The following is a 23,214-nucleotide window of genomic DNA, read 5'->3' as shown; positions in this document are numbered from 1 at the left end:
CTACGTGAGTAACACAGCGAAAAAACACCATGTCGTGTGGTAGTGGAGCTCTTGAATTCGATCCCGTTGCGAGGGGAGGCTCAAATTCACTGCTCCATCTGGTGGGGAGGGTAGCTCCGAATGAGTGTTGTCTATGCCACTGGCGTATCCCAGTTCACTGGGGTGTGGGATGAACTCATCATGGGTCTGACCGCCGGATTCATGCTCACCGACGAGCGGGGTCAGGTGTTGGCCACCAACGACGCGGCCGCGGAGCTGCTGCGGCTGGATCGCACGGATCTGCTCACCGGCTCGCGCCCGGCGGACTGGGCGATGCGGGACAGCACCGGGGCGCGACTGCCCGACTGGACCGATCTGACCAGCCAGGTGCTGCGTACCGGCACCCGTATGTCCACGCCCGTGGTGATCACGCGGCACGGCGAACCGACCGGCCACCTCTGGATGGACTACCAGCCGACCCGGAGCTGCTCGCAGCAACGAGTGCTGATGTTCCTCCAGCCGGTGGAGGCCGAAGTCTCACACTCCCGGGGGTTGACCGATCCGCTGACGGGGCTGCCGGGACGGGTGCTGCTGCTGGACAGGCTCGACCAGGCGTTGGCGCGGGCCCGGTGCCGGGGAACCCTGACAACGTTGGTGCTCGTGGACGTGCGCAGGCTCGAACAGTTCAACGTCGAGTACGGTTTCGCGCAGGGCGACGAGTTGCTGACCATGATGGCGGGACGGCTGCGGCAGAGCGTCGCCGACGAGCACACCGTCGCCCGTTTCGGCGGGGACGAGTTCGCCGTGGTCGTGGAACACCCCAGTGGGACCGGTGACGAGATCGCGGAGGGTGCGCGCGGTGCGGTGGTTCGCCCGATGCGGTTGCAGCGCAGGCAGGTCCGCCCGAGCGTCCGGGTCTCCTGGGTGACCAGTGACGGCAACGCTTCGGTGCACTCGGTGATCAACCGCGCGGAGCGACAGCTGAAGGACTGATCCTCCGGAGGAGGCCGCCCTGCCCGATGGGCGCTCGTGGTGGCGTGCCCCCTCCCGGAAGCCGGAGCGAGGATGTCCCCTCTCGGTTCACTCGGACGGGCGTTAAGCCCGGAAATCGGGACTCGAACGGCAGGCACTCGGCGAGAGGAATCCGCCGTCCCGGGACGGCCTCACCGAGCCTTCGCGGTCAGCAGCTCCCGTACCGAGTCCGGGGGTCCCGGTTTGGCGAAGAACCATCCCTGCCCGGTCTCACAGCCGATCTCGCTCATCCGCTTGGCCTGCGCGTGGGTTTCCACGCCCTCGGCCGTGACGGTCAGCCCCAACGTGTGCGCCAGGTCCACCAGGGTGCTCACGATCCGGGCGTCCACCGGGTCGATGTGCTCGCTGTCGGCCAATCCCTCCATGAAGGAACCGGCGATCTTGAGCTCGTGCACCGGCAGGTGCCGCAGGTAGGCGAGGTTGGAGTACCCGGTGCCGAAGTCGTCGATCGCGATGCGCACTCCCATCCGCGAGAGGGTGCGCAGGGCTTCGAGCGGTTCGTCCGCCGTGCCCATGATCGCGCTCTCGGTCAGCTCCAGCTGCAGCTTGGCGGGATCCAGGCCGGTCTGTTCCAGGATCTCGGTGACGTCCGAGACGAGGTTGGGATCCCGTGACTGTCGGACGGCCAGGTTCACGCTCATGAAAGGCGCGTCCCGGCCGAACTCGTCCTGCCATGCCTTCGCCTGCTCGCACGCCCTGCGCAGCACCCACCGCCCCAGCGAGACGATCATCCCGGTCTCCTCGGCGAGACCGATGAACCGGTCGGGCCCCAGCCTGCCCAGCTCCGGGTGCCACCACCGCACCAGCGCCTCCACCCCGGAGACGCCGTACTCGCCGAGTTCCACCAGCGGTTGGTAGTCGACGTAGAACTCCTCGCGCTCCAGAGCAGCCGGCATGGTGGCCGAGAGCCGGAACTGCGCGACCTCGCTGGCGTTGCGCTCGGTGTCGAACAGCGCCCACCGGTTCTTCCCCTCGGCCTTCGCCCAGTACAGCGTGACGTCGGCGTCGCGCATCAGCTCGGCGGGCGTCTGCCCCGCCGTGGGGCGTTCCAGGATTCCGATGCTGGCCGAGACGGCGAGTTCCTGGTTGCCGACCCGGATCGGGGAGGACAGGGTCTCCAGCACGTGGTCGGCCACGTCGATGGCCTGCTGCGTGCCTCGGGAGCCCTGGATGAGGATCACGAACTCGTCCCCGCCCATCCGCGCGACCAGCCGGTCCTCCCCCTGTACGGCGGTGGCGAGACGTTCCGCCACGGTCACCAGCAGGTCGTCGCCCACGTGGTGCCCGAGACTGTCGTTGATGACCTTGAAACCGTCCAGGTCCATGTAGCACAGCGCGACCCGGTCGGTCTCGTCGGTGGTCTCCGAGTCCTCCCGCAGGGCCTCGGTGAGCCGTTCCAGGAACAGGGCGCGGTTGGGCAGTCCGGTGAGCGGATCGTGCAGTGCCTGATGCCGCAGGCGATCCTGCAGCATCTTGCGGTCGGTGACGTCCTCCATCATCGCTACCTGGTAGAGCGGCATGCCGTCCTCACCGCGCACCAGTGACACGATCAGTTCCGTCCACGACTTGCTGCCGTCCGGCCGGGTGAAGTGCTTCTCGACGCGATACTGCTCCCGCTCACCGCGGACGAGTTCCTCGTAGACCCGCCAGACCGTGTCGTTGTCCTCGGGGTCCACCAGGTCGTAGACCATGAGCCCGCGCAGCTCCTCCGAGGTGCGTCCCAGGATTCGCCGCAGCGAGGCGTTGGCCTCCATGATCCGCCCCTCCGTGTCGGCGATCCCGATGCCGATGGCGGCCTCGGCGAAGATCGCCCGGAACCTCGCCTCGCTGGTGCGCAGCGCCTGCTCGACGGAGTCGCGCGCGTCCAGCACGGCCTGGCGGATGGCCTCCTGCTCGTCCAGGGTGCGTTTGCGGGCCGCCTGCATGAATCCCGCCGAGATCGCGGACTGCACGGCCGAGACCCTGGTGCGCATCTCGCCGCTCTCCGGGATGCCGAACGTCGACAGCATCCGCTCCCCGACGTTCTGGATCGTTCTCGCCAGGGATTCGGCCCCGGTGAAGTGTACGGAGACCAGCTCGGCACCCACCTGGCGAGCACCGTCGGTGTCCTGGGGCTCGCTCAGCAGCGCTTCGACCAGCCGGTCGGTGTAGCCCTCCAGCAGCTCCTCGACCTCCGCGCCGGTCATCGGCACGTAACTGGTCCCCACGAGCGCACGGGTCCAGGCGGCGGCGAAGTCCCGCCTGCGCTGGCTGTCCACAGCCGTCACGTCGTGAGCGCTCGAAACAGGCGCTGTCCAGCCGGTCATGCCTGCGGCGCCCTCCGCTTCTCGTAGTCGCCCGCGCCAGATACGGGGGAGCATACGGCTGATGCGGCCCGTTGGTCGAACGCGGAACCTGCCCTCACCCAGGGTAGCTACCCGCTGTGAATTGGCGGGAAGTGCTGATGAAGATCGAATCGGCTGATCATGTCACTCGAACGGGTCGAGTTTCGCGAAACGCACGGCGTCCGATTTGCCTCATTGTGGTGAAAAGGTAACACGATATCCAGTGGTGCGGTGGGATGATCGCAGTCTTTCACGCACGACCGGAGTTCCACAACGGCGGTTACCCCGGGGCCGGCGCCGAGTCCCCGAACCGCAGGACGAGCACGAGGGGATACGCATGCACCGTTCGAGGGGAAGTGGTCGCGCCAGGGCGCTGACCTTCGCGTTATCAGCGCTGTTCGGCACGGTACTGCTCCTGGGGACCTCCGCGCAGGCGGTGGACACCTCAACGCAGCGGCGAGAACGAGCGGGCCACGCGATGGGCTCGCAGATCCGCGAGCGCGAGGGCGGCGATCCCTCGGCCGCCCCTGTCACCGCGCGCAACCCCTCGGTCAGGGGGATGGACGTGAGCGGACACCAGAACTGGGTGAACTGGCGCCACTGGTGGAACGAGGGAATGCGGTTCGCCTACGTGAAGGCCACCGAGGGAACCGGCTACACCAGCCCGGACTTCAACCACCAGTACACCGGCTCGTACAAGGTGGGCATGATCCGGGGCGCCTACCACTTCGCGCTGCCCGACCGCTCCAGCGGAGCCGCCCAGGCGCGCTACTTCGTGAACAACGGCGGCGGCTGGTCGGCGGACGGCCGAACCCTGCCGGGGGCGCTGGACATCGAGTACAACCCGTACGGCCCCATCTGCTACGGCAAGAGCCGGGGCGCCATGGCGGACTGGATCCGGGACTTCAGCGACACCTACCAACGCCTGACCGGGAGGTATCCCGCCATTTACACCAGCACCAGCTGGTGGAACGAGTGCGTGCGCGCGGACTTCGGGAGCACCAATCCGCTGTGGGTCGCCCGCTACAACGACTACATCGGACCGCTGCCGCACGGCTGGGGCTTCCACACCTTCTGGCAGTACACCTCGTCACCGCTGGACAAGAACCTGTTCAACGGCTCCTACGAGCAACTGAGACGGCTGGCGCGTGGGTGAGGCGTCCCGACGCGCCGCGTGACGACGGTGGCGGGTGGGGCGGCCCGGCGAGCGGGTGCCGCCGACACACCTCGGTGCCGACAGCACCCGCCGGGACGGAAACGAGCGCGTCGTTCAGCCGAACAGACGGGGAAGCGTGCCCTCCCAGGCCTCCCGCAGTTCGGACAGCGGGATCTCGCCGATCCCCTGGATCTCCAGTGCTCCCGACTCGGTGTCCACCACGCCGGTCTTCGAGCACGGCAGCCCCCGGGCGGCGCACAGCTCGGTGAACTTCAGTTCCGCACCGCGCGGCACCGACACCAGAACCCGGCCGGCGGACTCGGAGAACAGCCACACGAACGGGTCAGCCTCCTCCGGCAGCACGATCCGTGCCCCGGTCTCGCCGATCAGCGACATCTCCACCAGGGCCTGGGCGAGTCCGCCCTCGGAGAGGTCGTGCGCGGCGGAGATCAGCCCGTCCCGCGAACCGATTCCCAGCACGTCGGCCAGCAGCCGCTCCCGTTCCAGGTCCACCCGCGGCGGGGTGCCGCCGAGGTGGTCGTGCGCCACCCTGCTCCACTCGGACCCGCCGAACTCCTCACGGGTCTCGCCGAGCAGCAGCAGCGACTCACCGGAGGCGGCCCCGATACCGGTCGGAATCCGCTTGGTCACGTCGTCGATGACCCCGAGCACCCCGGCGACCGGCGTCGGCAGGATCGGACTGCTGCCGGTCTGGTTGTAGAAGCTCACGTTGCCGCCGGTGACCGGGACACCCAGTTCGGCGGCAGCGTCGGCGAGCCCCCGCACGGACTGCTGGAACTGCCACATCACGGCGGGGTCCTCGGCCGAGCCGAAATTGAGGCAGTTGGTGACCGCCACCGGCTTCGAGCCCGTCACCGCGACGTTGCGGTAGGCCTCGGCCAGCGCCAGCCGAGCCCCCTCGTAGGGGTCGAGCCTGGTGTAGCGGGCGTTGCAGTCGGTCGCGACGGCGATGCCGCGTCCCGTCTCCTCGTCCACCCGCAGCACCCCGCCGTCGGAGGGCTGGGCCAGCACGGTGTTGCCGCGCACGTAGTGGTCGTACTGGCCGGTCACCCACTCGCGGGAACACAGGTTCGGCGAGGCCGCCATCCGCAGCAGTGTCTCGCGCAGCTCGTCCGCCGTTCCGGGCCGTGCCAGCGTGTTCGGGTCGTCCGCCGTGATCAGGTCCTGCTCGGCGGGGCGCCGCACCGGACGCTGGTATACCGGCCCCTCGTCGGCCACGGTGCGCGGCGGAACGTCGACCACGCACTCGCCACGCCAGTCGATCCGCAGGCGGTCGTCCTCGGTCACCTCGCCGATGACCGTCGCGGTCACGTCCCACTTGCGGCAGACCGCCATGAAGGATTCCACGTCCTCGGGACGCACGATCGCGCACATGCGTTCCTGCGACTCGCTGGAGAGGATCTCGGCGGGGTTCATCCCCTCGGCACGCAGCGGTACCGTGTCCAGGTCGATCCGCATACCGCCGTCACCGGCCGCGGCCAGCTCGGAGGTGGCGCAGGAGAGCCCGGCGCCGCCGAGGTCCTGGACACCCACGACGAGGTCCGAACCGTAGAGCTCCAGGCAGCACTCGATGAGCACCTTCTCGGTGAAGGGGTCGCCCACCTGCACGCTCGGCAGTTTCTTGCGGCCACTGCCGGTCTCGTCGCCGCTGAAGGTCTCCGAGGCCAGCACGGACACACCGCCGATGCCGTCCAGACCGGTCCGGGCGCCGAACAGGACCACCTTGTTGCCCGCGCCGGTGGCGTGTGCCAGCTGCAGCTCGTCGGATTTGAGGACCCCGACGCACATGGCGTTGACCAGCGGGTTCCTCGCGTAGGACTCGTCGAAGACGACCTCGCCGCCGATATTGGGCAACCCCAGGCAGTTGCCGTAGCCACCGATTCCCTCGACCACACCGGGCAGCACCCGTCGGGTGTCCTCGGCTTCGGCGGGGCCGAATCGCAGTGGGTCGGCCACGGCGACGGGACGCGCTCCCATCGCCATGATGTCGCGCACGATGCCGCCGACACCGGTCGCGGCACCCTGGTAGGGCTCCACGTAGGAGGGGTGGTTGTGGCTCTCCACCTTGAAGGTGACCGCCCAGCCGTCCCCGATGTCGACGACACCGGCGTTCTCGCCGATGCCTGCCAGCATCTTGGAGCGCATCTCCTCGGTGGTGGTCTCACCGAAGTACTTCAGGTGCGTCTTGGACGACTTGTAGGAGCAGTGCTCGCTCCACATCACCGAGTACATCGCCAATTCCGCCTCGGTGGGGCGCCGTCCGAGTATCTCGCGGATGCGCTCGTACTCGTCGTCGGCGAGGCCGAGCTCGCGGTACGGCTGCGCGAGCTCGGGGGTCCGCGCGGCGTGCTCGACACTGTCCACTTGTTCGGTGCCGCTCGGCGCGGTGGAGTCGTGCGCCGCGGATTCGTGGGTGGATTCGGTCATGCTGCCACCAGGCTGTCGAGGGCGGACAGGAACATGCCGAGGCCGTCGTCGGTGGGCCCCGTGAGTGGATCGATGGCGTGCTCGGGGTGGGGCATGAGGCCCGCGACCCTGCCGCGCTCGTCGGTGATCCCCGCGATGTCGCGCCGCGAACCGTTCGGATTGTCCTCCACGTAGCGGAAGAGCACACGCCCCTCCCCTTCGAGGCGGTCCAGCACCGGTTCCTCGGCCACGTAGCGGCCCTCACCGTGCTTGATCGGGACCAGCAGGTCCGCTCCCGCCTCGTAGCGGGTGGTCCAGGTGCTGGTGTTGTTCTCCACGCGCAGCCACTGGTCCCGGCAGACGTAGTGCAGCCCGGAGTTGCGCGTCAGCACACCGGGCAGCAGCCCGGCCTCGCACAACACCTGGAAGCCGTTGCAGACGCCGAGCACGGGCATGCCCCGGTCGGCGGCGCGCACCACCTCGGTCATGACCGGGGCGAACTTGGCGATGGCACCGCAACGCAGGTAGTCGCCGTAGCTGAACCCGCCGGGGACGATCACGGCGTCCACTCCGTGCAGGTCGGCGTCACCGTGCCACAGCGCCACGTCGGAGGCCCCCGCGCGGCGCACCGCGCGACGGGCGTCACCGTCGTCCAGCGACCCCGGGAAGGTGATGACCCCGATCCTGGCCCCGGCGGCGCTCACGATTCCACCCGGCGCACGGCCCAGTCCTCGATCACTGGATTGGCCAGGAAATTCTCCGCGATTCGGGCGAGCGTGTCGTCGTCGACGTTCTCGTCGACCTCCAGCTCGAACCGCTTTCCCTGGCGGACTTGCGAGACACCTTCGAATCCCTGCCGGGGCAGTGCGTTGGCAACCGCCTGTCCCTGCGGGTCGAGGATCTCCTGCTTCGGCATTACGTCGACAACGACTCGGGCCACGGGCGTCGCTCCCGGAAACTGTGCGGATCCGGCCCACGGGCGCGGGCGCGGATGGTCGGCGTTACGAGCAAAGCGTAACTGGCCTGCGAGTTCCCTTCGGGCAGCCGGGGAGTGCGTGGGATCTGGGTCACTCCGGTTCCGAGCTCCAGCGCCCCTTCAGATGCGGCTTGCCCGAGGCCGAGTGCAACGCGAAGAGTTTCCCCGACCCGCCGGGTCGTTCGGTGAAGTCCACGCGGGAGGGCAGCAGCACCGGTTTGGCGAACTCCACCTCGACCGAGCAGGCCTCGGGCAGCCTGCCCTCGAAAGTGGCGAGGCAGCGGGCCTTGGACCACATGCCGTGGGCGATGGTGCGGGGGAAACCGAACGCCTTGGCCGTGAGCGGGGACAGGTGGATCGGGTTGCGGTCGCCGGAGACGGCCGCGTACCGCCTGCCCAGGTTCGCGGGCAGTCGCCAGGTGGCTGTGGGAGTCCCGGCGGCCACCTCCGAAACCCCCTCCGGTCGCGGGGCGGACTCGTCCGAACCGCTCCGCCGCAGGTAGGTGCTCGTCTCGGTCCAGACGAGCCGGTCGCCGACGCTGGTCTCGGTGATCACGTCGAACTGCCGCCCCTTCGGGTGCCTGCGCGGATTCGCCAGCCGTACCCGCTGGGTCATGGGGTCGGTGACCAGCACGTGGTGGTACCTGGTGATTCGGTTGGCCACGTGCACCAGACCGACCAGTGGGAACGGGAAGTCCCTGTCGGTCATCAGCCGGACGGCCAGCGGGAACGAGGTGATGTGCGGGTAGGTGATCGGCAGTTCGTCGCGCGTGCCGAACCCGCACAGCCGGTTGTACTCGGCCAGGTGATCGCGGTCGACGGTGATCCCGGAGCGGACGTACTCGGTGTCCGGCAGGCCGGCGTCCCGCCCGGCCCGCCGCAGCGGTGCGGTTCCCGCGGCCTTCAGATAGAGCGCGCCCAGGTTCGGCGACTCGGTCAGTTCCTCGGTCGGCATCCTCGTCTCACCTTCCTGCGGTAAGTCTGCCGGGACTCCGTGACCGGGAGCCCTCGGGCGGGTTCGTGTTCTGTCGCGGGAATCGAATCGTGCGGATGTTCGTCCGATGATCGGAGTCCGGTTCCTTCGACGTGCCCGAGCCGAACCCCCACCGCCCTCGCGGTCGGCACCGCCGCGGGTTCTCTCGGGGTGCTCTCGCGAGGACGCCGGAGACGTGGCGTAGTACCTACTCGGTGTCGGGGCACCCGCAGCGAGACGGCTCGTGAGGTTCCGCCACCGGACCACCCACGCAGCCCGTCCCGCACACGTACTAAGCCCCCAGCAGGCTCTGCCCGCAGACACGGACCACGTTCCCGTTCACCCCCGCCGAACCGGGATCGGCGTAGAAGGCGATGGTCTCGGCGACGTCGATCGGCAGTCCGCCCTGCGAGAGGCTGTTCATCCGCCTGCCCGCCTCCCTTACGAACAGCGGAACCGCGGCGGTCATCGCGGTTTCGATGAACCCGGGGGCCACGGCGTTGATCGTCACACCTCGCTCGGCCGCGCGTGGCGCGAGCGCCTGCACGTGGCCGATCACGCCCGCCTTGGAGGTGGCGTAGTTCGCCTGCCCGACGTTGCCCGCGATGCCGCTGATGGAGGCGACGCCGACGAGCCTTCCGCCTCGGCGCAGTGGTGAGGAGTCGGCCAGCAGAGCGGTGTTGATCCGCTCCTGGGCGGCGAGGTTGACGCGCAGCACCGCGTCCCACTGGTCGCGGCTCATCCGTCCGATGGTCTTGTCCCGGGTGATTCCCGCGTTGTGCACCACGATGTCGAGCCCTTCGTGCCGCTGCTCGACGTGCTCGATCAGTCGCTGGGGTGCGTTCTCGGCGGTGATGTCGAGCTGCAGGGTGGAGCCGCCGATGCGGTTGGCGACCTCGGCGAGGTCCTGCCCCTGGGAGGGGACGTCCAGGCACACCACGTGGGCTCCGTCGCGGGCCAGCGTCTCCGCTATCGCGGCGCCGATCCCGCGGGACGCCCCGGTGACCAGCGCGACCTTGTCGCGCAGCGGAAGGGAGCCGTCGGCGGGGGGCGCTTCGGCCGCTCCGACACGGATCACCTGGCCGGACACGAACGCCGACTTCGGGGAGAGCAGGAAGCGCAGCGTGGAGTCGATCGCCCGTTCGCCGCCCCGGGAGACCTGGACCAGTTGGGCCGTGGAACCGCGCTTGAGTTCCTTGCCCGCGGTGCGCACGAATCCTTCCAGCGCGCGTTGCGCGGTGCGTTCGGCGGGGTCGTCGATTTCCTCCGGCGGTGTGCCGAGCACGATCAGTCTGGCGCACCTGCCCACGCGGCGGATCGTGTCGCCGAAGAACTCGTGCAGTTCGCCCAGTGCGAGGCTGTCACCGATTCCGGTGGCGTCGAAGACCAGGGCGGCGTACTCGGTGTTCTCGTCCCGTCTCCGGTGCACCTCGGCGTGCACGGCTTCCAGCGTCTCGGACACGGCTTCGCCGAGCCGGGATCCCTCGGCCTCGCCGGTGAGCACCGGGCCGGACACGACCGGGTCGCCGGGGCGGTACCTGCGCAGCGGAGTGGGGGTGGGCAGGCCGAGACGTTTGGCCAGCTGTCGCCCGTAGCTGGATGTGACCAACTTGCTGTACGGATCCGCCATGACGAGCAACTCCTCCATGCGTGGTTCGGCACTCGACGGATAAGCTACCCGTCGGTAGGTTAAGTTGCCAGTAGTGCTCTGCCAGGTGCGCCCGTCCGGGTGTCCGAGCGTCGGAGCGGGGCGTCCGCCCCCGGGCGTCGGTGAGCACCGGAGGTCGAGCGGTGGCTCCCTCGGAGCCGTGGCCGCCCGCAGGGGTGATCCGGGCGGTTCCGCCGAGCGAGCGCCCCGGCATCCGGGGTGGCAGGGTTCTGCTGGCAGGCCGGAAACCCCTTCCGGGGCCGGCGCTCGTCGACTAGTTGCGCGGAGGAATCGGCCATGTCCACAACTCGCCGGGTCGCCATCGTCGGAGGCAACCGAATCCCGTTCGCCCGTTCCGGTGGTCCCTACGCGCGGGCGTCCAATCAGGACATGCTCACCGCGGCTCTCGACGGCCTGGTGGCCCGTTACGGACTCGCGGGACGCGACGTCGGCGAGTTCGTGGCCGGAGCGGTGCTCAAGCACAGCCGTGACTTCAACCTCGCCCGCGAGGTCGTGCTCGGCTCCGGACTCGATTCCCGCACCCCGGCCCACGACGTGCAGATGGCCTGCGCCACTGGCCTGGAGTCGGTCGTGTCGGTGGCCAACAAGATCGCGCTCGGGCAGCTCGAATCGGGCATAGCGGGTGGCGTGGACTCGGCCAGCGACGCACCGATCGAACTCAACGACGACCTGCGCAGGGTGCTGCTGCGCGCCAACCACGCCAAGGGCGTCGGCGCGAAGCTGCGGGCGCTCACCGGGCTGCGGCCGGGACACGTGGTGCCCGGCATCCCCCGCAACGCCGAACCGCGTACCGGGTTGTCGATGGGGGAACACGCCGCCAGGACGGCCGCCGCCTGGGGTATCGAACGGGCCGAGCAGGACGAGCTGGCCGCCCGCAGCCACCAGCGGCTCGGCGCGGCCTACGAGCGCGGGTTCTTCGACGACCTGATCACGCCGTTCCAGGGGCTCACGCGCGACCAGAATCTGCGGCCGGACTCCTCCCCGGACAAGCTCGCCAAGCTGAAGCCGGTCTTCGGCCGGGGTGAGGGGGCCACGATGACCGCGGGCAACTCCACCCCGCTCTCCGACGGCGCCGCCACCGTGCTGCTCGCCAGCGAGGAGTGGGCGCGGCGGCACCGGTTGCCGGTGCTGGCCTACCTCGGCGACTTCGTCCCAGGAGCGGTGGATTACGTCAGCGGTGACGAGGGGCTGCTGATGGCTCCCGCCTACGCGGTCCCGAGGCTGTTGGACCGGGTGGGGAGCTCGTTGGACGAGTTCGACTTCTACGAGATCCACGAGGCGTTCGCCTCCCAGGTGCTGTGCACCCTCAAAGCCTGGGAGGATCCGGAGTTCTGCGCCGAGCGGCTCGGCAGGGACGAACCGTTGGGCAGGATCGACACCGATCGTCTGAATGTGAACGGATCATCGCTGGCGGCCGGTCATCCCTTCGCCGCGACCGGTGGGCGGATCGTCGCGACCCTGGCCAAGCTGCTGGCCGAGCGGGGCTCCGGACGCGGCCTGGTCTCGATCTGCGCAGCGGGGGGCCAGGGCCTGACCGCTGTAGTCGAACGCTGACCGGCAGTAACCCTTCCGCCTTCCGTTTCCCGCCGAGCCGGTGGTTCTCCTCCGGAGGCCCCGGTTTCCGTGGCCGAGGTCGGGACTGGATTCCGGTCCGAAGTGGAGCGCGGTGTTCGTGTCCGGCGCGAGCTGCGTCGGCGCGCTCGCCGTGCTCGGGTTCGTGACCCGGGTTACATTGGTTGTCCCGGTTGGGAATTCCGTCCGACTCGGTCCTGTTCGTCCCGTGGGCACCTCGGCGGCGATCACGATTTCCGCACCTCGGCGGCAGCGCGATCACCTTCGATTATGACCGTCCGTGCCGTGTCGGGTCCGGTTCGTGTTCACGGTTCGATCCCGATCGATCGACATCCCGTCCCGATCATTAAATGTGATTCACGACACGTCATATCGGAGGTGTAACACTTTGATGTACGGGCACGATGAACGGGGTGACTCCGCGATGCTGTCGGACCCCCGACCTGGCAGCATCGCGGAGTTCGCCACCCCCGTTGTCTGCTTGTCGGTCGAGCGGTAGGCAGACGACTCGAATACGTCCTCGCCCAACGGGTGGGTTCCCACGCGCCGGACGAGGTGTCTCTTCGTCGCGCGAGCGACGAGTCCGATAACGGCATCCCTGCAAGGCAGGGCGATGTCGCGGCCCCATGTAGATCACATTGAGTGATCGGATGATCACTCGAGGTTTCGGACAGCCTGAAGGAGAGGCACCATGAACGTTGCCATCGTGATGATCGGTGCACTGCTGCCGATCCTGGCGGCAAGCGTGTTCTACGTAAGCGACCACCGCACTACACCGCACTTCAACCGTTCCCCGACGACGGACGGAGAGTTCGGCGAACACGAAACCTCCGTGCCCGGTGGGCTCGCCATGGACGCCCCGGTGGATTCCGGGGTGGCTGACAGGGAGACCTCGAAGGCGGCCTGAGCACGACAGGCCCTGAGCCCACGAAGCCCGGTGCGGCTTCTCGAGCCGTCCTCCGGTGGCCGTGTCCGGATGACGGCCGTACGAAACACGATCACGGTTATGGGTGCCGGTGACGAGAGGTCGTGCTCTGTCCCCCGGAGCACGACCACGGTGTCGGACGATTTCCGGCCGGATCGGAAATCCAGAGTTCCTGATTCCCACGAAACACCCGGGCGTGGATTTCTCGTGAAATCGACGCCCGGAGATTTCCAGCGCCCCGTGTGACGCTCACTCGGTCGTGGCCGGCTCGTGCCCGAGCCGGAATCCGATGCCGCGTACCGTGACGATCGAGTTGCTGTCGTGCAGCTTGCTGCGCAGGCTGTTGACGTGCGTGTCGAGCGTTCTGCTGGTTTTGCGGTACTCTTCCTCCCACACCTCGGACATGATCTCCTGCCGGGAGAAGACCGTCTTCGGGTTCGAGGCGAGCAGGTGCAGGAGGTCGAACTCCTTCCTCGTCACGTTGATCAGGCGCTGTTTCCACCGGACCTCGCGTGCGTCCGGGTCGATTCGCAGCAGTCCGTGCGAGATGGCGCGGTCGCCCCGGAGCCGGCTGCCGGTGCGGCGGGTGACCGCCTCGACACGTGCCGCCAGTTCGTGCGTCCCGCAGGGGCGGGTCATGTAGTCGTCGGCACCGGCGCGCAGCCCGAGCACTCGGTCGGGCTCGGAGGCCCGCGCCGCCAGTGCGATCACGGGGATCTCGCACGTCGCTCGTATGTCGCGGCACAGCTTCAGACCGTCGAGATCGCCGATGTCGAGGCTCAGTATCACCAGGTCCGAGCTCCGGTACTTCTCGAGCGCCTGCTTGCCGGAGTGAGCAGTGTCCACCGAGTGACCGTGCCGTCGCAGCGCTCGACACATCTCCTCGCGTGAGGCGGTGTCGTCTTCGACCACGAGTAAGTTCAAAGTGACTCCGTCCCATGGATCGCTCGTCGCGGTGTCCCGAACTGCGGGAGGCGCGGGTGAGCCGTTCGTTCTGTGGTGGCAACCGGCCTCAAAATAACAAACCAATCGATTGGTTTTCAACGGCAGGGCTGGCTTCTGGTGCTGGTTGCGATATGTTCACCACAAGGTGACACTTCGTGTTCGAGTCGCATGCTGGTCCGTAGCACATAACCACTTTGAGCAGCGATTTTTCTTCTTCGTGACAGGGTGGCCGTGCTGGCGTCGGGACGCGGTGCCGCTGTGTTCGAGTGCGTGTTGCGGTGATTTCCGGCGGCATCGAGTAGGCTTCCGAGGAATATAAAACCGCTTAGGCGGTTTGTGAGGTGTGGAAGGAGTGTTCTGATGAGACAAGAACGTGCCAGGTACAGCCGCTGGGCGATCATCGAGGCCGCCTCCGAGCTCTTCGAGCGGAAGGGCGCCGACGCCACCGGACTGACGGAGATCTGCGAGGTCGCCGGACTCAGCCGTGGTGCGCTCTACTTCCACTTCGAGACCAAGGAGGAGCTGAAGGCGGCGGTACGTGAGCACGCGGCGGTCAGCATCGACGGGTACGAGTCCGCGCTGCTGCACGACCCACGCCCCGTCCCCGTGGCCATCCGTGACTTCACCGTCGCGATGCTGTCGCTGCTGGAGACCGACGTCGTCATCCGCGCGGGGGTGTACCTGGGCAGCGAGTCCGACGGCTCGGGAGGCGCGCACGCGATACAGCGGCGGTGGACACGGTTGATCCAAGACAAGATCGCTTCGGTGCGCGACGCCGAGAGCGTCGATCCAGGGGCCGAAGCCGGTCAGGGGCTGGCCTGGACGTTCAGTTCGCTGATCATGGGATTGTTCGGGCTGGGTAGGTTCGACCGGTTCTGGTGGCGCGAAACCACCGTGACCGAGCTCTGGGCGACCCTGTGGCCGGAAGTCCGACTGTTCTCCGTGCGCCATCCGGCGGCGACCGGTTGAGGTACGAGGGTCGTTCCCCGCTTCGGCCGGATCGTGGGCTCCACCGGCCGTTCCCGGGAGGACGACGGCGGTCAGTTCGTGGCCGGCCCGGAACCTGTCTCGTCCGGGAGGACGGCGCTCGTGTCCAGCCGCGCGAGAATGCCGGGCACGGCGATGCCGGGCAGCATGTGGTTCCAGAAGATCGACACCCGCTCGCGCAGGTCGCCCCGCCCACTCCTGGCCTGCGCCAGCAGCTGGATCCCGCTGAACGAGCCCACGACGAGCTCGGCCGTGTCGGCGGGCACGATGTGCGGCAGCAGTTCGTGGGATCCTCGCGCCTCCTCGAGCATCCGGCGGCACATGTCTATCCAGGTCATGTACGGGCTCTCCCGCACACTCATGAACGCCCCCTGCTCGACCGCCAGTCGGATGCCCGCACGCAGGACGACGTCGGCGGACAGGTCCCGCGCGACCGTCACGGTCAGGTCCACCAGTTCCTGCAACCTGAGTTCTCTCGGCGCCACCCGCACTTGCTCGGCCTGTGCGTCGATCACACCGTTGGCCAGGTCCTCCTTGGAAGCGAAGTGGAAGTACAGCGCACCGCGGGTCACCCGGGCCCGGTTGATGATCTCGGTGATACTCGCTCCGGAGTAGCCGAACTCGTCGAACACGCTGGCCGCGGCGCGGATCAGGGTGTCGCGGGTTTGCAGCGCTCTCTCCTGTACTGGCACGAAAAGTAGTCCCCCTGCTCTCGATGGCCCGGAGTCCGGGTACTGGGCCGAGACGAATCGGATCTTGAAAAAATACCGTCTGTTTTGTATTTTATCGCTCAGTGGTGTTCCTGCCCCGTGAGGTCGCGGGGCTGTTCCCGCTCACGCGTGGAACACGTGGTCCGGGGCTCGTCCCCACCGCAGCGTGGCGGCCGGGACCACCACGTTCGAGCGAGGTCCCGACTCCGGCCGGGGTCCACCGTGACTCCGCCGTCCGGTCGGATCCCGACGCGCACGGTATCGCCGTAGCATCAGCGGAAGGCTGTCGAATGACATCACGCATCCTGCTCACGGGGGCGAGCGGATTCATCGGAAGCCGGGTGGCCCGGGCACTCACCGCTCGGCCGGACTTCACCGTACGGCTCCTGCACCGGGGCGAGTCCCCGCGTGAGGGGGCCGAGACCGAGAGCGCAGCGCGGCTCGAAACCGTGCGGGCGGATCTGACCGACCCCGACTCCCTGCGCGGCGTCTGCGACGGTGTGGACGCCGTGGTGCACCTGGCCTCCCTCGTCAGCGGCGGCCCCGAAGCGTGCGCGGCGGTCAACACCTCAGGCACGCGGGCGCTCGTGGGCGAGGCGCTCCGTACCGGTCGGACACCCAGGATCATCTACCTGAGTACGGCCGCCGTCTACGGCAGGGGGCCGTTCCGCGATGCCGGGGAGAACGATCTCCCTCTCGCGCCGAGCTCGGCGCGCAGTCGCACCCGTGCCGACGCCGAGCGGGAGGTGCTGAACGCGGACGGGATCGTGCTGCGCCCCCACCTGGTATACGGCACCGGTGATCGCTGGGTGGTCCCCGCCCTGGTCGAGTTGCGGGAGAAGCTCGACGGCGGGATGCGCGACTGGCGGACGCGGATGTCGCTGATCGACGCCGACGACATCGCCAGGGTGATCGCGACCGCGGTTTCGGCCGAGCGGATACCGGGCGACGTCTACCACCTCAACCACCCGAGCCCCGTCGAGTGCGCCGAGCTGATGAACGCGGTCGACACCCTCTTCCCCCCTCGGCGAGGTGGGCCGGACCTGGACTCGACCACGGCGCGGGAGAGGCTGCGCGGTGACGAACGAGCACTGCACGACCTGGAGATGGTGCTGCACGACCACTGGTTCGCCGGGGACCGGATCTGGCGCGACCTCGACCTCGACCCCGGCCCCGGGTTCGGTGAGCGGTTTTCGAACCACCTCGCCTGGTATCGCCGGCTGCTGAGCACCCCGGCTGTCGGGGTCGGCTGATCCGGCGAGCCCGCCGTCCCCTGCCCACTCCGGCAGGGGAACTTCCCGGTGGCGGGGCCGAGCGCGGCGAGCTCGACCACATCGATCCGCGGGAGGAACACGCGCCCCGCGAGTGTTGTTCAATACGAACATGAGCGCTCAACAGCGGAATCGTCGTGCCCGTGTACGCGCCCCGGAGCCGACCGGCCGTCAGTGGTTGAACACCGGCGGGCGGACGCCGCGGCTGACCGAGCTGCGTGGCAGGTTCGTACTGCTGGACTTCTGGGCGTTCTGCTGCGTCAACTGCCTGCACGTTCTCGACGAGCTGCGGCCGCTGGAGCGCGAGTTCGCCGAGGAACTGGTCACCATCGGCGTGCACTCCCCCAAGTTCGAGCACGAGGCGGACCCGGACGCGCTCGCCGCCGCCGTGGAGCGCTACGACGTCGAGCACCCGGTGCTCGACGACCCTGAGCTGGCCACCTGGCGTGACTACGCGGTGAAGGCGTGGCCCACCCTGGTGCTGATCGACCCCGAGGGCTACGTGGTGCACGAGGCCGCGGGTGAGGGGCACGTCGAAGCGCTGCGCAGGATACTCGGTGAGCTGGTGGCCGAGCACGAAAGACGTGGCACCCTGCACCGTGGGGCCGAGACTCGGGTTCCCGCGCCGGAGTCGAACACCACCCTGCGATTCCCCTCGAAGGTCCTCGCCCTGGACGAGGGCACGCTGCTCGTCGCGGACTCCGCGCGGCACTCGCTGGTCGAGCTCGCCGCCGACGGCGAGACACCGCTGCGCCGCGTCGGCACCGGCGGCCGGGGCCGTGCCGACGGGGACGCCGAGTTCGCCTCCTTCAGCGAGCCCGGCGGATTGGCGCTGCTGCCCGAGGCCGTCGCGGCGCGGGCCGGTTACGACGTGGTGGTCGCCGACACCGTGAACCATCTGCTGCGCGGTGTTCGGTTGGCGGACGGGGCCGTCGTCACGGTCGCGGGAACCGGTGCGCAGTGGCGGGACGAACCGGACTCCGGGACGGCGCTGGAGACACCGCTGACCAGCCCCTGGGACGTGACCTGGTGGGAGCCCGCGGGCGGTGTGGTGATCGCGATGGCCGGAAACCACACCCTCGGGCTGTTCGACCCGGTAGAGGGAAGCCTCTCCCGGTTCGCGGGCACCACGGTGGAGGGGCTGCGCGACGGCTCGGCGGCCGAGACCTTCCTCGCGCAGCCGTCCGGACTCGCCGCCGCGAGCGCGGAGACGGACCCCGCCGGTTCCGAGCGGCTCTGGTTCGTCGACGCCGAGACCTCCGCCCTGCGGTGGGTCGAACCCCACGACGGGGGATTCGAGGTGCGCACCGCGATCGGCAAGGGGCTGTTCGACTTCGGCCACACCGACGGTCCCGCCGCCGACGCGCTGCTGCAGCACCCGCTCGGGGTCGCCGTGCTGCCGGACGGGACCGTGGCGATCTGCGACACCTACAACGGGGCGATCCGTCGTTACGACCCCGCCACGGCGGAGGTCTCCACGCTCGCGACGGGGGTCTCCGAACCCTCGGGTGCCGTCACCTCGGAGGGTGAGCTCGTGGTGGCCGCGAGCGCCGCGCACCGGCTGGAACGCCCGGTGCCGCCGGGGATGACCGCGCGCCTGATCGAGGGAGGAGCGCAGCGGGTCAACCGCCCGGCCACCGAGATCCGGGCCGGTGAGGTCGAGCTCACCGTGGTGTTCGATCCGCCACCCGGGCAGAAGCTCGACGAGCGCTACGGCCCCTCGACGCGGCTGGAGGTGAGTTCCTCCCCCGAGGACATGCTGGTTTCCGGTGCGGGTACCGGCACCGAGCTGAGCAGGCGCCTGGTGCTGGCCGAGGGCTATGAGCATGGGGTGCTGCACGTGGTCGCGCAGGCGGCCAGTTGTGACGACGACTCGGCGGTAGAGCACCCGGCGTGCCGGTTGACCAGGCAGGACTGGGGAGTTCCGATCCGGATCGACCGAGGGGGCAGCGACAGGCTCCCGCTGGTCATGGGTGGGCTCGACGAGCAGTGACCGGTTCGTGCCCGCCCCACCCCTGCGCGTACCCGGGCAACCCTGCGCATTCGGTGGTCTCGACCGGACGCGTAAACTTTCCGGGTGACCGATGCCAAGCTTGAGATCCAGATGTTGCACGACCGGGTCATGGTGCGGGTCTCCGAAGAGTCCGGTGAGCGCCGCAGCAGCGGCGGTATCGTGATCCCGGCGACCGCGCAGGTGGCCAAGCGCCTGCTCTGGGGTGAGGTTTTCGGTGTGGGCAGTCATGTGCGCAGCGTCCAGACCGGGGACCAGGTGCTGTTCAACCCCGAGGAGCAGTACGAGGTGGAGGTCCGGGGCGAGATCTACGTGGTGCTGCGGGAGCGTGACCTGCACGCCGTGGCCTCCGAACGGACCGAACAGGGGACCGGTCTGTATCTTTGAGCGAGGTGCGTCCGGTTCGACGGGGCCGATGTGCGCTGTGTCGCACGTGGGACCGGGTCGGAATCGGTGGAGGGCCGCCGCGGCCGGGCCGTACCGGTGATGGTGGTCGGCTGGCTGGTGTGCGCCGCCGACTCCGCCGCAAGACCGAGAAGAAGGGGACGCGGTGCCGGAAGACCACGAACGTCCCGATCGCACCGAGAGTGGTCGGGACCGGCGAGCGGACGAACCGACCGAGCGGATTCAGTTTCTCTCCGGTGATCTGAGCGGCAGTGGGGCCCCGAACCGCGACGTGGTTGGCGAGGGCACAGCGGAGGCGGACGCCACTCGGCGCTCGGACGATCCGGGGTCGGCGGAAGTCGACGAGTCACGTCGCGACACCAGGCCCGGCATCACACCGCCACACACCGCGGGGGCGGCCCTCGACGCCGCTGAAAGCCCGGACACGGGGCGAACCGGGGCTGATGGCACCGACGCGGCGGACGGCTCGGACCGGCCCGAGGCCCCGGCCGAGGACGACACCGAAAGCACCGACACCATCCCCCGGATCGCCGAGGGGACGACGGTGGTGCCTTTCGAGGGAGACGCCGAGCGCACCGACACCATCCCCGCCGTGGCCGACACCACCGAGACCGTCGAGCCGGCAGCGCCCGCCGCGTTCGTCACCGCCGCGCCGGAGTACTCCTCCGACGCGACCGCGTGGTTCGGTCACCACCAGCCCCAGCAGGAGCCCTTCGGGGTGGGGCAGCGGTTCGGGACGCCCGGTTACCCCCAGCAGCCCCCGTTCGAGGCTCCGGCGGAGGCCCCGGCTCAGGGGAAGGACGCGGCTGGTTCGCTCCTCGGGCGGAAACTGCCGCCGCGCCGTTCCTTACTCCGGGCAGGGCTCGCCGCCGGGATCACCCTCGGCGTGCTCGTACTGCTCTACATCGGTGACCTGGCGTTCAGCAGTGGCCAGGTGCCCAGGGGCACCACGGTCGCCGGTGTCGACGTCGGTGGACTGAACCCCGCTGCCGCCGAGCGGGAACTGCGCTCCCAGCTCGACGACTCGCTCAGCGACCCCATCCGGCTCGAGGTGGGCAAGGCCAGCAGCAGCATCGATCCCGCGGCCGCGGGCCTGTCGATGGACTGGGACGCCACACTGGACAAGGCGGGCTCGCAGCCGCTGAACCCGATCACGAGGCTGACCTCGTTCTTCACCACCCGCGAGGTGACTCCCGAGAGCAACGTCGACAGGGAGAAGCTTCGGGAGCAGCTGAAGCGGGTGCGCAACGACCTCCACCGGGAGCCGGTGGAGGGAACCATCCGCTTCGAGGGCTCCGAGCCCGTGCCGGTGTTCCCGGTCACCGGCAGGAATGTGGACATCGAGCGCTCGTTGGACGTCGTGGTCCGCGACTGGGTGGGCGGCGACCCCGTCGCGCTGCCCTACACGAAGGAGGAGGTCCGCACCACCGAGTCCGGCGTGCGGCGCGCGCTGGAGCGGGTGGCCCGTCCCGCCGTCTCGGGGCCGGTCACCGTGAACGGTGACGGGGTGCAGGCCACCCTGGCTCCCGCCGACATCGCCGGCGCGCTGCGCTTCGAGCCGAACGACTCGGGCGGTCTGGACTGGCACATCGACGTCCCCGCCGCGAAGAAGGTCGTCAAGCCGCAGGTCGAGTCCACCCTCAAGGAGGGCAAGGACGCCTCCTTCGTCTTCGAGGACGGCAAGCCCACCGTCGAGCCCTCCGAGACCGGGCGCGGCATCGACTGGAAGAAGACGTTCGAGCCGCTGCGCGAGAAGCTCACCCAGTCCGGCTCGGACACCATCGAGGCGGTCTACAAGGACGTTCCCGCCGAGCTGACCACCGAAGAGGCGAAGAAGCTCGGCATCGAGGAGAAGGTCAGCACCTTCACCACGGGCGGGTTCAGCGAGGACTCCGGGGTGAACATCAAACGCGTCGCCCAGGAGGTCGACGGTGCCCTCGTCAAGCCGGGTGAGACGTTCAGCCTCAACGGCCACACCGGCATCCGACAGAAGGAACAGGGCTACATCGCCTCCGGAATCATCAAGGACGGACGTCCCGACGAGGCCGTCGGCGGCGGCATCTCCCAGTTCGCCACCACGCTGTACAACGCCTCCTACCTGGCGGGTATGAAGGACGTCGAGCACAGGGAGCACAGCTACTACATCAGCCGCTACCCGATGGGGCGGGAAGCGACGGTGTTCCAGAAGAAGGACGGCACCAGTCTGATCGACGTGAAGTTCAAGAACGTCTCCGACAGCGGAATCCTGATCAAGACCGCGTGGACGCCGGATTCGGTGAAGGTGACCTTCTGGGGGACCAAGCAGTACGAGGTCAAGTCCAAGACCAGCGACAAGACCGACATCACCGAGCCCGAGAAGAAGACGATACCCGCCGGTGAGCACTGCATCGAGAGCAGCGGCAAGAAGGGTTTCACGGTCTACAACACCCGGATACGGAAGAACATCGAGACCGGTGAGGTGACCAAGAACCGGCGGAAGGTCGTCTACGACCCGCAACCGATCATCAAGTGCGAGAAGAAGGACGAGCAGTAGCCGTTCCCGGCCTCCGGGCGGTGCCCTGGCTCCGGGCGGGGACGGCGATGCCCGTCCCGTCAGTGCCGGCTCGGCCGCTTTCCGTGGAACGCGACGGGTGTGATGCCGCACGATCTCCGGATATATGCCGGTACGCGGGAATCCTGCCACTACTCCACACGTGTGAGAGGTGGAAGGTTCCGACCGGAAACGGAGTGGTTTCATGCGCGCCACCGTCATACACGGTGCGGGGGACGTGCGGGTGGAGAACGTCGCCGACCCGGTGCTGTCCGAGCCCACCGACGCGATCGTGCGGGTGAGTCTGACCTGCATCTGCGGTAGTGACCTCTGGCCCTACCGAGGCATGGAGCGGGACGGGGCGGGCAGTCGCATCGGTCACGAGTTCCTCGGTGTGGTCGAGGAGACCGGTTCCGAGGTGAACGGGCTGCGGCCGGGCGATCTGGTGGTTTCGCCGTTCACCTGGTCCGACGGCGAGTGCGCCTACTGCAGGGAGCGGCTGCAGACCTCCTGCGTCAACGGCGGCCTGTGGGGCTCGTCCGGTTCGGACGGGGCCCAGGGCGAGGCGGTGCGGGTGCCCTACGCCGAGGGCACCCTGGTCCGACTGCCGGTGGAGCCGGACAGCGAGCTGCTCCCAGGCCTGCTCACCCTCGCCGACGTGCTTCCCACCGGCCACCACGCCGCGGTCTCCGCGGGAGTGCGCCCCGGTGGCACCGTTACCGTCGTCGGCGACGGCGCTGTCGGGCTGTGCGGGGTGCTCGCGGCCAACCGGCTCGGCGCGGAGCGGATCATCGTCATGGGCAGACACACCGATCGCACGGATCTCGCCGTCGAGTTCGGTGCCACGGACGTGGTCCCCGAACGAGGGGAGGAGGCCGTGGAACGGATCCGCGAGCTGACCGGCGGCGAGGGGACGCGGTCGGTGCTGGAGTGCGTCGGCACCGGTGACTCGTTGCGAACCGCGCTGCGGGTGGCCCGGGAAGGCGGTCGGGTCGGTTACGTCGGTGTCCCGCAGGACGGCGACGGTGTGGACGTGCGCGAGATGTTCACGCGCAACGTCGGCATCGCGGGTGGAGTCTGCCCGGCCCGGGCCTACATTCCCGAGCTGTTGCCCGACGTGCTCTACGGCAAGTTCGACCCGGGACGGGTGTTCGACCGGCGGATCGGTTTGGACGGTGTGTCCGAGGGGTACCGGGAGATGGCCGAGCGGAAGGCGCTCAAAGTGCTCGTCGACCCGAGCTGAGTCCGAGGAGTGCGTTGCCGGTTCCCGGGGCGCCGCGATTTCGCGAGAAATCGACGCTCGTCGGGAACCGTCGAAAGAA

The 23,214-nt window shown here is 68.8% G+C and carries 18 protein-coding genes; 10 read left to right on the top strand and 8 right to left on the bottom strand.

Annotated elements, in window-relative coordinates; genetic code table 11:
* Positions 1 to 180: 180 nt before the first annotated feature.
* On the top strand, positions 181 to 972 hold the full coding sequence (locus BLQ75_RS13580; protein WP_170837481.1) for a GGDEF domain-containing protein: 792 nt from the start codon (positions 181 to 183) through the stop codon (positions 970 to 972).
* 170 nt (positions 973 to 1,142) lie between these two features.
* On the opposite strand, the gene BLQ75_RS13575 is transcribed toward BLQ75_RS13580, so the two are convergent.
* Complete coding sequence (locus BLQ75_RS13575) at positions 1,143 to 3,317, bottom strand: putative bifunctional diguanylate cyclase/phosphodiesterase (RefSeq protein WP_170837480.1); 2,175 nt, start codon at positions 3,315 to 3,317, stop codon at positions 1,143 to 1,145.
* A gap of 355 nt (positions 3,318 to 3,672) precedes the next feature.
* On the opposite strand from BLQ75_RS13575, the gene BLQ75_RS13570 reads away from it, so the two are divergent.
* Positions 3,673 to 4,491, top strand: coding sequence for a lysozyme (locus tag BLQ75_RS13570; RefSeq protein WP_092602250.1), 819 nt, complete (start codon positions 3,673 to 3,675; stop codon positions 4,489 to 4,491).
* A gap of 114 nt (positions 4,492 to 4,605) precedes the next feature.
* Here the strand turns inward: BLQ75_RS13570 and purL are convergent, their stop codons facing one another.
* From purL to BLQ75_RS13545, 5 genes are all read right to left on the bottom strand, one after another.
* The gene (gene purL, locus BLQ75_RS13565) at positions 4,606 to 6,939 is read right to left on the bottom strand and encodes a phosphoribosylformylglycinamidine synthase subunit PurL (protein WP_092602248.1); all 2,334 of its coding nucleotides are present in this window, start codon (positions 6,937 to 6,939) and stop codon (positions 4,606 to 4,608) included.
* Entirely contained in the window at positions 6,936 to 7,622 is a 687-nt protein-coding gene (purQ, locus tag BLQ75_RS13560) for a phosphoribosylformylglycinamidine synthase subunit PurQ (protein WP_092602246.1), read from the bottom strand. The genes purL and purQ overlap by 4 nt, the downstream gene beginning before the upstream one ends.
* On the bottom strand, positions 7,619 to 7,858 hold the full coding sequence (gene purS, locus BLQ75_RS13555; protein ID WP_043569682.1) for a phosphoribosylformylglycinamidine synthase subunit PurS: 240 nt from the start codon (positions 7,856 to 7,858) through the stop codon (positions 7,619 to 7,621). Before purS ends, purQ begins: the two co-directional genes overlap by 4 nt.
* 127 nt (positions 7,859 to 7,985) lie before the next feature.
* Positions 7,986 to 8,849, bottom strand: coding sequence for a MaoC family dehydratase (locus BLQ75_RS13550; RefSeq protein WP_092602244.1), 864 nt, complete (start codon positions 8,847 to 8,849; stop codon positions 7,986 to 7,988).
* Positions 8,850 to 9,159: 310 nt separating this feature from the next.
* A complete protein-coding gene (locus tag BLQ75_RS13545; protein ID WP_092602459.1) occupies positions 9,160 to 10,497 on the bottom strand; it encodes a 3-oxoacyl-ACP reductase in 1,338 nt (445 codons plus the stop codon).
* 315 nt (positions 10,498 to 10,812) lie between these two features.
* Here BLQ75_RS13545 and BLQ75_RS13540 point away from each other — a divergent pair, with 315 nt between their 5' ends.
* Together BLQ75_RS13540 and BLQ75_RS13535 are read left to right on the top strand one after the other, a co-directional pair.
* Positions 10,813 to 12,090, top strand: coding sequence for an acetyl-CoA C-acetyltransferase (locus tag BLQ75_RS13540; RefSeq protein ID WP_092602242.1), 1,278 nt, complete (start codon positions 10,813 to 10,815; stop codon positions 12,088 to 12,090).
* A gap of 709 nt (positions 12,091 to 12,799) precedes the next feature.
* The gene (locus BLQ75_RS13535) at positions 12,800 to 13,015 is read left to right on the top strand and encodes a hypothetical protein (RefSeq protein ID WP_092602240.1); all 216 of its coding nucleotides are present in this window, start codon (positions 12,800 to 12,802) and stop codon (positions 13,013 to 13,015) included.
* A gap of 267 nt (positions 13,016 to 13,282) precedes the next feature.
* Here the strand turns inward: BLQ75_RS13535 and BLQ75_RS13530 are convergent, their stop codons facing one another.
* Complete coding sequence (locus tag BLQ75_RS13530) at positions 13,283 to 13,957, bottom strand: response regulator transcription factor (RefSeq protein WP_211481358.1); 675 nt, start codon at positions 13,955 to 13,957, stop codon at positions 13,283 to 13,285.
* Between the two features lie 381 nt (positions 13,958 to 14,338).
* Here BLQ75_RS13530 and BLQ75_RS13525 point away from each other — a divergent pair, with 381 nt between their 5' ends.
* The gene (locus tag BLQ75_RS13525; RefSeq protein ID WP_092602238.1) at positions 14,339 to 14,947 is read left to right on the top strand and encodes a TetR/AcrR family transcriptional regulator; all 609 of its coding nucleotides are present in this window, start codon (positions 14,339 to 14,341) and stop codon (positions 14,945 to 14,947) included.
* 71 nt (positions 14,948 to 15,018) lie between these two features.
* Here the strand turns inward: BLQ75_RS13525 and BLQ75_RS13520 are convergent, their stop codons facing one another.
* Positions 15,019 to 15,657 (bottom strand): ScbR family autoregulator-binding transcription factor, encoded by a 639-nt coding sequence (locus BLQ75_RS13520; protein ID WP_211481357.1) that lies wholly within the window; start codon positions 15,655 to 15,657, stop codon positions 15,019 to 15,021.
* Between the two features lie 308 nt (positions 15,658 to 15,965).
* Here BLQ75_RS13520 and BLQ75_RS13515 point away from each other — a divergent pair, with 308 nt between their 5' ends.
* The 5 genes from BLQ75_RS13515 to BLQ75_RS13495 all read left to right on the top strand — a co-directional run bounded on the left by BLQ75_RS13515 (position 15,966) and on the right by BLQ75_RS13495 (position 23,135).
* Positions 15,966 to 16,928, top strand: a complete 963-nt coding sequence (locus BLQ75_RS13515) for an NAD-dependent epimerase/dehydratase family protein (RefSeq protein ID WP_092602236.1) — start codon at positions 15,966 to 15,968, stop codon at positions 16,926 to 16,928.
* A 130-nt stretch (positions 16,929 to 17,058) separates the two neighbouring features.
* Positions 17,059 to 18,939 (top strand): NHL domain-containing thioredoxin family protein, encoded by a 1,881-nt coding sequence (locus BLQ75_RS13510; protein WP_092602234.1) that lies wholly within the window; start codon positions 17,059 to 17,061, stop codon positions 18,937 to 18,939.
* A gap of 84 nt (positions 18,940 to 19,023) precedes the next feature.
* Complete coding sequence (locus tag BLQ75_RS13505) at positions 19,024 to 19,344, top strand: GroES family chaperonin (RefSeq protein WP_043569699.1); 321 nt, start codon at positions 19,024 to 19,026, stop codon at positions 19,342 to 19,344.
* 163 nt (positions 19,345 to 19,507) lie between these two features.
* Complete coding sequence (locus BLQ75_RS24495; protein ID WP_092602232.1) at positions 19,508 to 21,895, top strand: VanW family protein; 2,388 nt, start codon at positions 19,508 to 19,510, stop codon at positions 21,893 to 21,895.
* Positions 21,896 to 22,097: 202 nt separating this feature from the next.
* Complete coding sequence (locus tag BLQ75_RS13495; protein ID WP_092602453.1) at positions 22,098 to 23,135, top strand: zinc-dependent alcohol dehydrogenase family protein; 1,038 nt, start codon at positions 22,098 to 22,100, stop codon at positions 23,133 to 23,135.
* The last annotated feature ends 79 nt before the right edge of the window (positions 23,136 to 23,214 follow it).

It is taken from the genome of Actinopolyspora xinjiangensis (assembly GCF_900104475.1).
Taxonomy (GTDB): domain Bacteria; phylum Actinomycetota; class Actinomycetes; order Mycobacteriales; family Pseudonocardiaceae; genus Actinopolyspora; species Actinopolyspora xinjiangensis.
Note: the sequence above shows the minus strand (reverse complement) of the source record. Positions and strands in the feature narration are given on the sequence as shown.

Coding starts and splice junctions, on each gene's coding strand:
- BLQ75_RS13580 (WP_170837481.1), top strand. CDS start 181: ATGGGTCTGACCGCCGGATTCATGCTCACCGACGAGCGGGGTCAGGTG.
- BLQ75_RS13575 (WP_170837480.1), bottom strand. CDS start 3,317: ATGACCGGCTGGACAGCGCCTGTTTCGAGCGCTCACGACGTGACGGCT.
- BLQ75_RS13570 (WP_092602250.1), top strand. CDS start 3,673: ATGCACCGTTCGAGGGGAAGTGGTCGCGCCAGGGCGCTGACCTTCGCG.
- purL (WP_092602248.1), bottom strand. CDS start 6,939: ATGACCGAATCCACCCACGAATCCGCGGCGCACGACTCCACCGCGCCG.
- BLQ75_RS13550 (WP_092602244.1), bottom strand. CDS start 8,849: ATGCCGACCGAGGAACTGACCGAGTCGCCGAACCTGGGCGCGCTCTAT.
- BLQ75_RS13545 (WP_092602459.1), bottom strand. CDS start 10,497: ATGGCGGATCCGTACAGCAAGTTGGTCACATCCAGCTACGGGCGACAG.
- BLQ75_RS13540 (WP_092602242.1), top strand. CDS start 10,813: ATGTCCACAACTCGCCGGGTCGCCATCGTCGGAGGCAACCGAATCCCG.
- BLQ75_RS13535 (WP_092602240.1), top strand. CDS start 12,800: ATGAACGTTGCCATCGTGATGATCGGTGCACTGCTGCCGATCCTGGCG.
- BLQ75_RS13525 (WP_092602238.1), top strand. CDS start 14,339: ATGAGACAAGAACGTGCCAGGTACAGCCGCTGGGCGATCATCGAGGCC.
- BLQ75_RS13515 (WP_092602236.1), top strand. CDS start 15,966: ATGACATCACGCATCCTGCTCACGGGGGCGAGCGGATTCATCGGAAGC.
- BLQ75_RS13510 (WP_092602234.1), top strand. CDS start 17,059: ATGAGCGCTCAACAGCGGAATCGTCGTGCCCGTGTACGCGCCCCGGAG.
- BLQ75_RS13495 (WP_092602453.1), top strand. CDS start 22,098: ATGCGCGCCACCGTCATACACGGTGCGGGGGACGTGCGGGTGGAGAAC.